The following is an 11,879-nucleotide window of genomic DNA, read 5'->3' as shown; positions in this document are numbered from 1 at the left end:
TCAGACCTCGCGCGCTTCGAAGTCGATCCGCGGATCGACCAGCATGTAGATGAGATCCGAGACGAGGTTGATGACCAGGGCCAGCAGGGAGAGGATGTAGATGCTGGCGAGGACCACCGGATAGTCACGGTTGAGGATCGAGTTGTAGTTGAGCAGGCCCAGCCCATCGAGCGAGAAGGTCTGCTCGATCAGCAGCGAGCCGGAGAACAGGGCGCCGATGAAGGCAGCGGGAAAGCCGGAAATCACGATCAGCATGGCATTGCGGAAGACATGGCCGTAGAGCACGCGGCGGGTGGAGAGCCCCTTCATGCGGGCGGTCAGGACATATTGCTTGCGGATCTCGTCGAGGAAGGAATTCTTCGTCAGCATGGTGAGCGTGGCGAAGGCCGATACGCTCATGGCGATCAACGGCAGCGTCATATGCCAGGCATAATCGGTGACCTTGCCCAACAGGGAGAGGTCGCTCCAATTGTCGGAGACCAGCCTCGCATTGGGAAAGATCTGCCAGAAGGCGCTGCCTGCGAACAGGGTGATCAGGAGAATGCCGAGCGTGAAGCCCGGGATGGCGTAGCCGATGATGATCACGGCGCTCGTCCAGCCGTCGAAGAAGGAGCTGTCGTTCACCGCCTTGCGGATGCCGAGCGGAATGGAGATGGCATAGGAGAGCAGCATCACCCACACGCCGATGGAGATGGATACCGGCAGCTTCTCCTTGATCAGTTCAAGCACGGGAGTATCGCGGAAATAGCTCTGGCCGAAATTGAAGGTGGCGTAGTTCTTCATCATCAGCCAGAAGCGCTCGGGCGCCGGCTTGTCGAAGCCGTACTGCTTGCGCAGGCTTTCGATGAAGGCTGGGTCCAGCCCTTGCGAACCGCGGTACTGCGAGGCAGTGGCGTCGAAATTCTGGCCGCCCCCGCCGAAATCCCCGCCCCCGCCGGAAGCCGCACCGGAGAGCTGCGCCACCATGCGCTCCACCGGGCCGCCGGGCACGATCTGGATGATCGCGAAGGAGATGAGCATGATGCCGAACAGAGTCGGCACGATCATCAGGAGGCGGCGGAGGATATAGGCGAGCAAATCGGGTTATCCTGGGATCTTCCGGGTACGCGGACATCTTGTCCGCATCTTGGAAACGTTGTCCACGCCGGATGAGCGGAAGCGGGCAGAACGCCCGCACACCCGGCGGGATGCTCCGGGGCTACATCCGGAACTCGCTGCCCAGATAGAGCCTCCTGGCATCCGGATTATCGATGATCTCCTGTGGCGTGCCTTGCGTCAGCACATGGCCTGAGTGGATGATATAGGCACGGTCGATCAGCGCCAGCGTCTCGCGGACGTTGTGGTCGGTGATCAGCACGCCGATGCCGCGATTGGTGAGATGGCGCACCAGCGTCTGGATGTCTCCCACGGCAATGGGGTCGATGCCGGCGAAGGGCTCGTCCAGGAGCATGAAGGAGGGGCGCCCCGCCAGCGCCCGGGCGATCTCGACGCGCCGCCGCTCGCCGCCCGAGAGCGCGATGGAGGCGGTCTTGCGCAGGCGCTCGATCTTGAATTCTTCCAGCAGTTCGTCGAGCTGGCGCTCGCGCTCGGCCTTGTTGGGTTCCACCACCTCGAGAACCGCCCGGATGTTCTGCTCGACGTTGAGGCCCCGGAAGATCGAGGCCTCCTGCGGCAGGTAGCCCACGCCGAGCCGGGCGCGGCGATACATGGGCAGGTGGGTAACCTCATGGCCGTCGAGCTCGATGCGGCCGTGATCGGGCGGCACGAGACCGGTGATCATGTAGAACACCGTGGTCTTGCCCGCACCATTGGGGCCGAGCAGGCCGACGGCCTCGCCCCGACGCACTTCCAGGCTCACGTCGCTCACCACGGTGCGCTTGCCGTAGGTCTTGGCGATCGACACGACCTGGAGGACGCCCTCGGCCGTTTCGGCAGGCTTGGCGCTGCTGCCCGTTTCGTACTGTGCTGCCTCGATCATTCCCGGTCCAAATCTGTTCGAAGGCAGCTCGTCTCTACTTGCAGGGTCCCGCGGAAAAACCACGAAGCGCTTTTCCGAGGCCTGCCTGGCCGCAATCGCATTCTGTTACTCACTACGCCTCCGCCGCCCATGGGCCGGCCTCAGCACTTTGTCGGGTCGCTCCCCGAGATGAAGTGGCCTGTGGTTCCGCCCGTGACATTGGCAAGGCCCGTCTGCGTGTTGACCACGAGCTTCCTGCCCTTGAGCACATTGCAGCCCTGGCTCATGAGCACCTCTTCGCCGGTCAATGTGGCGATATTGGTCTCCATGTCGAGAATGCCGTCATCGCCGGTGGCCTTCTGGTCCTTGGAGGTGACGACGACCTTGCCCTTGGCCACCAGGCGCTTGACCTTGTTGGCAGGCTGGGCCGGCTCGTCGGAAGCGGCGGCATCCCCCGCCGCCGAAGCGGTTGCCGCCGCCTGGGCGTCACCCGTGGGTGCCTCCGCCGGCGCCTGGCCGTCCTTGCCGGCATCGGGGGCCTCGTAGAAGACGGTGAGTTCCTCCGAGGTCAGGACGGAATCGCCCTGCGTGGCCACCACGTTCCCGGTGAAGATGGCCTTCTGCTCCTCGTTGTGCATCTCGAGCTGATCGGCCTTGATGTTCACCGGCTTGTCGCTGTCTGACGAAAAGCCCTCGAACGGTGTCGAGGGCTTCTTCTCGTCGGCGCCAGCCGCCGGCATGATCGCGGCGTTGAGGAGCAACATCAAAGGTAGTATGAGCGCCGGCCCCCGCCGGCGTAACCACGTGTCGCGCTGCGCCATCTCGGCCCCGCTTCCTTCAGTTGGCGTTTTTCTTCTGGTCGTTGCTCTGAGTGAAGACGCCGGACACCCCCCCGCCGCCGCCCTGGACGTTGGCGACGCCCGTCTTCAGGTTGACCACCAGCTTCTTGCCCTTGAGCACGTTCGGTCCCTGGATCATCACCACTTCGCCGCCGGTGAGCGTGGCGAGATTGGTGGCCATGTCCATCACGCCGTAATCCCCCGTGGCCTTCTGGTCCTTGGAGGTGACGACGACGCTGCCCTTGGCGATCAGCTTCTTGATCGAATTGGCCTGGGTACCCGAACCGGAAGCGGCCGGCTTGTCGGAGGAAGCCGGCTTGTCGGCAGCGGCCTGGTTGGCCGTCGCTGCGGCCGGCTGGGAATCGGCGGGCTTGGCGGCAGCATCGGCGGGCTTGGCCGCATCCGTCGAATCGGTCTTGTCGGCCTTCTTGCCGCCGCCCGCTTCCGAATTGTCGTAGTAGACCGTCAGCTCATTGGTGCGGAGCACCGAATCGCCCTGGGTAGCCACGACATTGCCGGTGAAGATGGCCTTCTGCTCGTCCTGATGGACTTCGAGCGAGTCCGACTTCACGTCGACAGGCTTGCCGCTATCCGATGAGAAGCCCTGGAACGGGCTCGCCGCCTTCTTCTGGGCTGCGCCGGCATCGGCGGCCGAAAGCGCCAGGGCGAACGGCAGCAGGGCAAGTGGCGCCAGGCGGCTGAGTTTCGTCTTCATTGTGGGGAGCTTCCCTGAGCTGGGGTGGCGGTATCGGATGGGGCCGACCCGGTCGGATCGGCATCGTCGGGCGTGTCGTCGGTCTCCGGCGCGGCGCCATCGGCGCTTTCCGGCTTGAGCGGCGTGCGGAAAGTCGCACTCACGCCGCCGGCGAAAGTGATCTTGGAGCCACCTTCGATGATGTTGAGGTTCTTGGCCGAGATGGTGCCGCTGGTGAGGTTCACCGTCACCGGCTCGTCGCTGTGCACGGTGCTGGCCTTGAAGTCGATGATTCCGCTCTTCAGCATGGCGTCATACCCCTTGGTGGAGTTGACGTGGACATTGTCCTGCAGGAAGAGCGTCTGGGTATTGGAATCGAACTTGCCGGTCGAAGCGGTCAGCGTCGCATTGCTCTGGTCGACGGCGGAGATCACGGCATTGAGGTCGGTAAGGCTGACGACGCCAGGCGCAGTGACCTTCTGGGAGCCAGTGGTGGCCTTCACGTCATATTTCTGGCCCCGGTTGTTCGTGCCGGTCAGATGCGGCAACTCGACCGTGAGCGCACCGTCCTTCGGCGGAGCCGGCGGCACGGGAACCGGCACGATGGGCTCGCGGAAAGGGTTGAACCAGGCAAGAACCACGAACAATCCCGCCCCGGCAACCGCAGTTGCGGGAACGGCTACTTTCAGAAAGCGCACCAGCCTGCTGTGAGCGCGGGCAGCCCTGAAGGCGCTTTCACGCGAAGGCGAGGCGGGCCGAGCAATTTTTACCCGCGCATCCATGATATCGGCCAAAATTATACCTATCGAAACGCGTCCGGCAGCCGGAATTAAACGCCGCCATCCGCCATATTGCGATGCGGAGGGCGCACGTCAACCCGGCGCAAGGACGCCAGCTAATCCCTGCCTGCAATTCCTAAACTTTGGGTGAAATCCGCAACAGGTGCGCCCTCATAGCAGAAATCCCCAGTGGGGGGAACGTCACGTGAGGGAACGCGACTTCCGACCCACCCGGAAATGCCGGCCTTGTCTTCGCATGTCCTAGCGTTGCGCTGTGGCGTTTCCAAGACGAGGATGGGGCAAGGCTGCGCCACAGGCTTCAGCTATGCGCAAAAATGTCCGTGTCGGGCCAGCCCTGCAGGTCCAGCATAGCGCGGGTGGGCAGGAAGTCGAAGCACGCGCGGGCGATGTCGGCCCGGCTCTCGCGGGCGAGCGTGACGTCGAGCTTCGCCTTCAGTTCGTGGAGGTAAAGCACGTCCGATGCGGCATAGGCGAGCTGGGCGTCGGTGAGGGTGTCCGCTCCCCAATCGGAGGATTGCTGCTGCTTGGAGAGATCCACGCCCAGCAATTCGCGCACTAGGTCCTTGAGGCCGTGACGATCGGTGTAGGTACGCACCAGGCGCGAGGCGATCTTCGTGCAGTAGACGGGCCTGGCCATCACGCCGAATGCATTCTGGAGCGAGGCGATGTCGAAGCGGGCGAAATGGAAGATCTTGACGACGGAGGGGTTGGCAAGAAGCCGCTCCAGATTGGGAGCGCTCTTCTGACCCTGCGCAATCTGGACCACGTCCGCCGTCCCGTCGCCGGGCGAGAGCTGCACCACGCAGAGCCGGTCTCGATGCGGGTTGAGACCCATGGTCTCGGTGTCGATGGCGGCACTCGTCGTATAGCGGGACAGGTCGGGCAGGTCGCCCCGATGGTAGCGAATGGTCACGGAAAGATCCTGAAATCGATATCGAAAGGTCGGATTGCACATAGAACCCTTGTGAGAGGATAAGCAAGGCTCCTAGGGTTTTGCCAACGGGCGCGCGCGTGCTATCGACCTCCCCGCAGATTCAAACGGCTGGTACCCTTGGCTTCCTTTCTCGACCCCTTTCGACTCATGCGCGCGGGCTGGACCTTGGCGCGCGAGGGCGCGCTCGGTCTCGTCGACGTGCACGAACTCCCGGCTCCCGGCCGCCTCACCGTGCGGCTCGGCCGGCTCATCGAGCGGCGGAAGGTCGAGGGCGGCAAGGGACTGGCGGCGGCACTGGTGAAGCTGGGGCCGAGCTGGGTCAAGCTCGGCCAGTTCCTGGCAACGCGGCCGGACGTGGTGGGCTTCGCGGTCGCACGTGACCTGGAGGAGTTGCAGGACCGCATGCCGCCCTTCGGCCGGGCGGTGGCCATCGCGGAGATCGAGCGGGCGCTGGCCGGGCCGCTCGGCCATTTCTTCGCCGAACTGTCGGAACCGGTGGCCGCCGCCTCCGTGGCGCAGGTCCACAAGGCGACCATCCGCGATGCCGACGGCGAGCGCGAGGTGGCAGTCAAGGTGCTGCGGCCTGGCGTCGACCGGCGCTTCCGCAGCGATCTCTCGACCTTCTATTTCGCCGCCCGCACCATCGAGCGCATCGATCCGCGCGCCAAGCGCCTGAAGCCGGTCGAGATTGTCGACATGCTCGCGCGCACCGTCGCCTTCGAGATGGACTCGCGGCTTGAGGCTGCCGCCCTGTCGGAGATGGCGGAGAACATCGCGGACGATCCCGACTTCCGCATTCCCGCGCCGGACTGGAATCGCACGGCCCGCACGGTGCTGACGCTGGAATGGATCGACGGCATCCCGCTCTCGGATGTCGAAGGCCTGCGGGCAGCCGGCTTCAATCTCAACGAACTCGCCCGCATCGTCATCCAGACCTTCCTGAGACACGCCATCCGCGACGGTTTCTTCCATGCGGACATGCATCAGGGCAACCTGATGATCGATGCCTCGGGCAATCTCGTGGCGGTCGACTTCGGCATCATGGGACGCGCGGGGCTGAAGGAGCGCCGCTTCCTTGCCGAAATCCTGCACGGCTTCATCACCCGTAACTATCATCGCGTGGCGGAAGTGCATTTCGAGGCGGGCTATGTGCCCGCCACCCACTCGATCGAGGATTTCGCGCAAGCCATCCGCGCCATCGGCGAGCCCATCCACCAGAAGCGGGCCGACGAGATTTCGATGGCCAAGCTCCTGACGCTGCTCTTCGAGGTCACCGACCTCTTCGACATGAAGACGCGGCCCGAGTTGATCCTGCTTCAGAAGACCATGGTCGTGGTGGAGGGCGTGGCGCGCCGCCTCAACCCCAAGCTCGACATGTGGTCCACCGCCGACCCCGTGGTGCGCGAATGGATCGAGCGCAATCTGGGGCCTCTCGGCAAGCTCGGTGACCTGGGCACGCAGACGCTGGAGGCAGGAAAGTCCATCACGCTCATCCCCAGCCTGCTCAACCGCGCCGAGTCGCTGGCCGGGCGCCTGCACGAAGCCGCGGAGAAGGGCTTCGCTCTGCTGCCCGAAAGCGTGGAGGCCATAGGAAAGGCCGAGGCAAGACGCAACCGCTGGGGCAATCTGGCGCTGTGGGTGATCGCGGCGGCGCTGGTCTATATCGCCTGGCGGGGCTGGTAGCAGCCCGGGCTTCCGCGCATCCGGCAGAGGCGCAAAGGCTCAGAGATCACCGTTGACCGCCTGCCATTGCGCGACCATGCCCCTGGGCGCCGGCCCGAACTGGTTGGCCTGTGGCGAGCCGCGCCCGAAGATGAGCTCGAACAAGGGCCAGAGCTGCACCGCCGGCACCAGCAGCACGAGCAGGAACCACGCCGAACGGTCGCGATCGTGGCAGCGCTTGGCGAGAATGAAGGCGAACAGCACGAGCCCGATGAGGGCAAGCCCGGCCAGCGGCACGCTCAGCCAGGCCATGAAGGTCGCGACAGGCTCCGGCGGCACCAGCAGCGTTGCGAAGCCGAGCCAGAGCAGCCCTATCGCGGCCAGGATAATCGCGACGCAAAACAGCGCGAACAGCATGTCGAGCCGGGCGAGGCGCCCTCTCGGGCTGAGCAGAACCTGCCGGAGCCCCGGTCCGTCGTCGGGCATTTCGGCGATCGACAAAGCAGGCCCCCGCGCTGCCGTTGCATCCCTCAGGAGAATACATCGGAAAGCTGGCTATTGCCTATGCCCTTGGGCGACGGGCCATATTCGTTGGGTCCTTGCGTGCCATCGAGGAAGCCGAGCTCCACCAACGACCACAGGCTGATGAGAAAGCCGATATAGGGAATGGCGCCTCCGACCGTCCAGCCCAGGACCCACCAGCCGGACTTCTCACGATCATGGCAGCGCTTCACGCTCACCGCCCATAGCGGCCACAGACAAATGACGAGCGCGACGCCGCCCACCACCAGGGCCGGGTTTTCGCCATCGTGCCCGCTCATGGCGGTGCCGACAAGCCCGGCTATCAGCGCGAGAAGGAACACACCGAAGACAATACCGAGATGGTAGAGCCAGTAATCCAGGCGCGTGATGCGCCCCTCGAAGCTGAACAGCTTGTACTGCCAGGTCATGGCCGAGCCCTTGCCCCTATGGATGCTGGCACGAGACTGCGCCGGCGCGAGAGCCGGCGCTGTGCGAAAAGTCTCAGGAAAAGACGCTGGAGACCTGGTTGCCGGCAATGCCTTTCGGCGAGGGGCCGAAACGGTTAGGGCCTTGCGTGCCATCGAGGAAGCCGACTTCGATCAGGTACCAGATGCCGACCAGCGGAATGAAGCAGATGAGAATGAACCAGGCGGAGCGATCCCGGTCATGGCAACGCTTGGCATTGATGGCCAAACTTGCCCAGAGGAAGGGAATATAGACGACGAGAGCGATGGCATAGAAAGCCGGGGGTGGTCCACCGGCACCGAACTGTGCTGCCGAACCACCGAACAACGTGGCGATGATGAACAGGGCAATATAAAAGACAATCGATATGCCGAAATTGGACAGCCAAAACTGCAGACGCGTGATGCGGCCCTCGAAATTGAAAAGCAAACTCTTGAGATCCATTATTTCACTCCCCGGTGAATGTTCGTGTCCGTTTCAGAATTTGGTCGATCTGAAGCGACGTTTTGAGTAATTATAAATAAGATAGGCCGTCTTTTCGGTAGATCCGGCCTCCCTCACTCAGCGGCAAATGACATGATGGCAGAAAATTGGCAAGGCCACGGACCGCAAAATTACATAAAGGCTGGATCTGAGTGTCGACTGTTACCCAAGTCACAACAAACGAGCGTGACACCGATTTGCCAGCTTGCAAATTTGCTTGAAAGGCCGGCCGCCTGCTAGGCCTGCGCCGCCATGGGAAGCAGGAATTTCATGCCGGTGCGGGCCAACCAGACCGCCAACGCCACGATACGAAGTCCTGCCATGCCCCCCGCCCCTCTGGTGCGGTCTCCATCAGAACCCCGTCCTTCCCAAAAGGAAAGGCCGGGAATGACCCGGCCTTTTGCAATCTTCTCCAGAATGGCAGCTGCCTACAGCCCCCAGACGTCCTGGTGTTCCAGAAGGCCGCGCTCACGCAGGGCCTTGACGACCTCGTCCGCAAGGTCCTGCGCCGTGTGGCCCGGCGTCTTCAGCACGATCTCGGCATTCTCCGGCCGCTCATAGGGGCTGGTGACGCCGGTGAAATGCGGGATCTGGCCAGCGAGTGCCTTGGCGTAGAGGCCCTTGGGGTCGCGCTTGATGCAATCCTCGATCGGCGTGTCGACGAAGATCTCGACGAACTCGCCGGCCTCGACCAGCGAGCGCACCAGCGCACGCTCGGCCTCGAAGGGCGAGATGAAGGAGCACAGCACCAGGGTGCCGGCCTCGACGAAGAGCTTGGCCACCTCGCCAACGCGGCGGATATTCTCGACCCGGTCGGCGTCCGAGAAGCCGAGATCGCGGTTGAGGCCGTGGCGGACATTGTCGCCGTCGAGCAGCATGGTGTGATGCCCGGCATGGGCGAGCTGCTGTTCCACCAGATTGGCGATGGTGGATTTGCCCGAGCCTGACAGGCCGGTGAACCAGACGATCGCCGACTTCTGGTGCTTGAGGGAGGAACGGGCCAGCTTGTCGATGGCCAGCGACTGGCGGTGGATGTTGGTGGCCCGGCGCAGGGCGAAGTCAACCATGCCGGCCGCAGCCGTCTGGTTGGTCGAGCGGTCGATCAGGATGAAGGCGCCCGTCTCGCGATTGTCGGCATAGGCGTCGAACGCCACCGGAACGCTGGTCGAGACGTTGACGACGCCGATCTCGTTGAGCTGCAGCGTTCTGGCCGCAAGATGTTCCTGCGTGTTGACGTCTATCTTGTGCTTGATCGAGGTGACGGCGGCCGGCACGAACTTGGTGCCGATACGCAGCATGTAGGAACGGCCGGGAAGCAGCGCCTCCTCCGACATCCAGATCACATGCGCGGCGAACTGGTCGGCGACATCGGGTCTCTCGGTGGCCAGCGAAAGGACATCGCCTCGCGCGGCATCGATCTCGTCGGCAAGGGTGAGCGTGACGGCATCTCCAGCCACGGCCTGTTCGAGGTCGCCGTCCTGGGTGACGATGCGGGTCACCACCGATGTCTTGCCGGAAGCCGCCACCGTCACGCTGTCGCCCGGCCGGATGGCGCCTGAGGCGAGCGTCCCGGAAAAGCCGCGGAAATCGAGATTCGGCCGGTTAACCCACTGCACCGGAAAGCGGAAGGGCTTCTTGACGGCGTTGGAGGCGATATCAATGCCTTCCAGATGTTCGATAAGGCTCGGGCCATCATACCACGCGATACGCGCCGAACGGCTCGACACATTGTCGCCGAAGCGGGCCGACATCGGAATGGGCGTCACCGACGCGAAGCCGAGATTGGCGGTAAAGGCATAAATATCGTGAACGATCTTATCGAACACGGCCTTGTCGAAACCAGTCAGGTCGATCTTGTTCACCGCCACGACGATGTGGTGGATCCCCAGCAGGGAGCAGATGGTGGCGTGGCGTTTGGTCTGCACCAGCACGCCCTTGCGGGCATCGATCATCAGGACGGCGAGGTCGGCCGTGGAGGCGCCCGTCGCCATGTTGCGCGTATACTGCTCGTGGCCGGGCGTGTCGGCGACGATAAAGGAACGCTTGGCCGTCGAGAAGAAGCGATAGGCGACGTCGATGGTGATGCCCTGTTCGCGCTCCGCCTCCAGCCCGTCGACCAGGAGGGCGAAGTCGATGTCCTCGCCCGTGGTGCCATGGCGCTTCGAATCCTTCTCGAGCGTGGCGAGCTGGTCCTCGAAGATCAGCTTGGAATCATAGAGCAGGCGCCCGATGAGGGTCGACTTGCCGTCGTCCACCGACCCGCAGGTCAGGAAGCGCAGCAACTCCTTCTCGCGGGGTTTCAGCATCTCGGCGAGGGAAAGCTGCGCCTGGGGAGAGGGTGCGTTCATCAGAAATAGCCCTCGCGCTTCTTCTTTTCCATCGAGGCCGCTTCGTCGTTGTCGATCAGCCGGCCCTGGCGCTCGGAGGTGCGGGCCGTGAGCATCTCGCGCACGATGTCGGCCACCGAGGTGGCATCGGAATCGATCGCGCCGGAAAGCGGATAGCATCCCAGCGTGCGGAAGCGGACCCGGCGCATCTGCGGCACCTCGCCCGGCTCCAGCGGCAGGCGGTCGTCGTCGACCATCAGCATGGTGCCGGCGCGGAATACCACCGGGCGCTCCTTGGCCAGATAGAGCGGCACGATCGGGATATCCTCCTCGAGGATGTACTGCCAGATGTCGAGCTCGGTCCAGTTGGACAGCGGGAAGACGCGGATCGACTCGCCCTGCCGGATCTTGGTGTTGTAGAGCGACCAGAGTTCCGGGCGCTGGTTGCGCGGATCCCAAGTATGGTTCGCTGTTCGGAAGGAAAAGATGCGCTCCTTGGCGCGGCTCTTTTCCTCGTCGCGCCGAGCACCGCCGAAGGCGGCGTCGAACTTGTATTTGTCGAGCGCCTGTCGCAGGCCCTCCGTCTTCATCACCTGGGTGTGCAGAGCGGAACCCGAGGTAATCGGGTTGATGCCACGCGCGACGCCATCCTGGTTGATGTGAACGATGAGGTCGAGCCCATAGCGCTTGGCGATCTCGTCACGGAACGAAATCATGTCCCGGAATTTCCAGGTCGTATCGACATGAAGCAGAGGGAAGGGCAGCTTCGAGGGATAAAAGGCCTTGAGCGCCAGATGGAGCATGACGCCCGAATCCTTGCCGATGGAATAGAGCATCACCGGATTTGAGAATTCGGCCGCGACTTCGCGGATAATCCCGATCGACTCGGCTTCGAGCCGCTTGAGATGCGGAGAGAGGGTGCGCGACATCGGTGCCCTTGGGCTCTTTTTCACACGAAAAGCTGCGTAATTAGGGGATTTTACATAGAAGGTCAGTGCACGCAGCGCAAGTGCGTTTCTTGCATGGGAATTAGGCGCCCCGGAGATTGCTGCTCCAACTTCGGTGCCGGAGGCTCCCCGTCGATCGTCCCATGAACATCGCATGATTTGCGACAGATCCCAAGGAAGGCGCTGCAGCCTGCGCCGGACGATAAGCCGTCATCGCGACAGCCGCCGTCCCTGCGTCATTTTCGCGCC

12 protein-coding genes are annotated in these 11,879 nt (G+C 63.4%); 1 reads left to right on the top strand and 11 read right to left on the bottom strand.

Features of this window, described 5'->3' with window-relative positions:
* The 6 genes from AC6H34_RS11785 to AC6H34_RS11760 form a co-directional block, all read right to left on the bottom strand.
* Positions 1 to 1,077, bottom strand: a complete 1,077-nt coding sequence (locus AC6H34_RS11785; RefSeq protein WP_497538934.1) for a microcin C ABC transporter permease YejB — start codon at positions 1,075 to 1,077, stop codon at positions 1 to 3.
* 121 nt (positions 1,078 to 1,198) lie between these two features.
* Positions 1,199 to 1,978, bottom strand: coding sequence for an LPS export ABC transporter ATP-binding protein (gene lptB, locus AC6H34_RS11780; RefSeq protein WP_497538933.1), 780 nt, complete (start codon positions 1,976 to 1,978; stop codon positions 1,199 to 1,201).
* A gap of 140 nt (positions 1,979 to 2,118) precedes the next feature.
* The gene (locus AC6H34_RS11775; protein ID WP_497538932.1) at positions 2,119 to 2,721 is read right to left on the bottom strand and encodes an LptA/OstA family protein; all 603 of its coding nucleotides are present in this window, start codon (positions 2,719 to 2,721) and stop codon (positions 2,119 to 2,121) included.
* A 73-nt stretch (positions 2,722 to 2,794) separates the two neighbouring features.
* Positions 2,795 to 3,511, bottom strand: a complete 717-nt coding sequence (locus AC6H34_RS11770) for an LptA/OstA family protein (RefSeq protein WP_497538931.1) — start codon at positions 3,509 to 3,511, stop codon at positions 2,795 to 2,797.
* A complete protein-coding gene (lptC, locus tag AC6H34_RS11765; RefSeq protein ID WP_497538930.1) occupies positions 3,508 to 4,284 on the bottom strand; it encodes an LPS export ABC transporter periplasmic protein LptC in 777 nt (258 codons plus the stop codon). Before lptC ends, AC6H34_RS11770 begins: the two co-directional genes overlap by 4 nt.
* A gap of 304 nt (positions 4,285 to 4,588) precedes the next feature.
* Positions 4,589 to 5,203 carry a ribonuclease D gene (locus AC6H34_RS11760; protein WP_448149810.1) on the bottom strand — a complete coding sequence of 205 codons (615 nt, stop codon included), beginning with the start codon at positions 5,201 to 5,203 and terminating at the stop codon, positions 4,589 to 4,591.
* A gap of 168 nt (positions 5,204 to 5,371) precedes the next feature.
* On the opposite strand from AC6H34_RS11760, the gene ubiB reads away from it, so the two are divergent.
* Complete coding sequence (gene ubiB / locus AC6H34_RS11755) at positions 5,372 to 6,907, top strand: 2-polyprenylphenol 6-hydroxylase (RefSeq protein WP_448151369.1); 1,536 nt, start codon at positions 5,372 to 5,374, stop codon at positions 6,905 to 6,907.
* Between the two features lie 39 nt (positions 6,908 to 6,946).
* Here the strand turns inward: ubiB and AC6H34_RS11750 are convergent, their stop codons facing one another.
* The 5 genes from AC6H34_RS11750 to cysD form a co-directional block, all read right to left on the bottom strand.
* Positions 6,947 to 7,387, bottom strand: coding sequence for a DUF805 domain-containing protein (locus AC6H34_RS11750; RefSeq protein ID WP_497538929.1), 441 nt, complete (start codon positions 7,385 to 7,387; stop codon positions 6,947 to 6,949).
* 29 nt (positions 7,388 to 7,416) lie between these two features.
* Positions 7,417 to 7,836: a DUF805 domain-containing protein gene (locus tag AC6H34_RS11745; protein WP_448149812.1), complete on the bottom strand. Its 420-nt coding sequence runs from the start codon at positions 7,834 to 7,836 to the stop codon at positions 7,417 to 7,419.
* A gap of 73 nt (positions 7,837 to 7,909) precedes the next feature.
* Positions 7,910 to 8,317, bottom strand: coding sequence for a DUF805 domain-containing protein (locus tag AC6H34_RS11740; RefSeq protein WP_497538928.1), 408 nt, complete (start codon positions 8,315 to 8,317; stop codon positions 7,910 to 7,912).
* 467 nt (positions 8,318 to 8,784) lie between these two features.
* Positions 8,785 to 10,704, bottom strand: a complete 1,920-nt coding sequence (gene cysN / locus AC6H34_RS11735) for a sulfate adenylyltransferase subunit CysN (RefSeq protein WP_497538927.1) — start codon at positions 10,702 to 10,704, stop codon at positions 8,785 to 8,787.
* Positions 10,704 to 11,612: a sulfate adenylyltransferase subunit CysD gene (gene cysD, locus AC6H34_RS11730; RefSeq protein ID WP_497538926.1), complete on the bottom strand. Its 909-nt coding sequence runs from the start codon at positions 11,610 to 11,612 to the stop codon at positions 10,704 to 10,706. The genes cysN and cysD overlap by 1 nt, the downstream gene beginning before the upstream one ends.
* Between the last annotated feature and the right edge of the window lie 267 nt (positions 11,613 to 11,879).

The organism is Labrys sp. ALF-8 (genome assembly GCF_059699065.1).
This window is presented reverse-complemented; position numbering and strand designations above follow the sequence as displayed.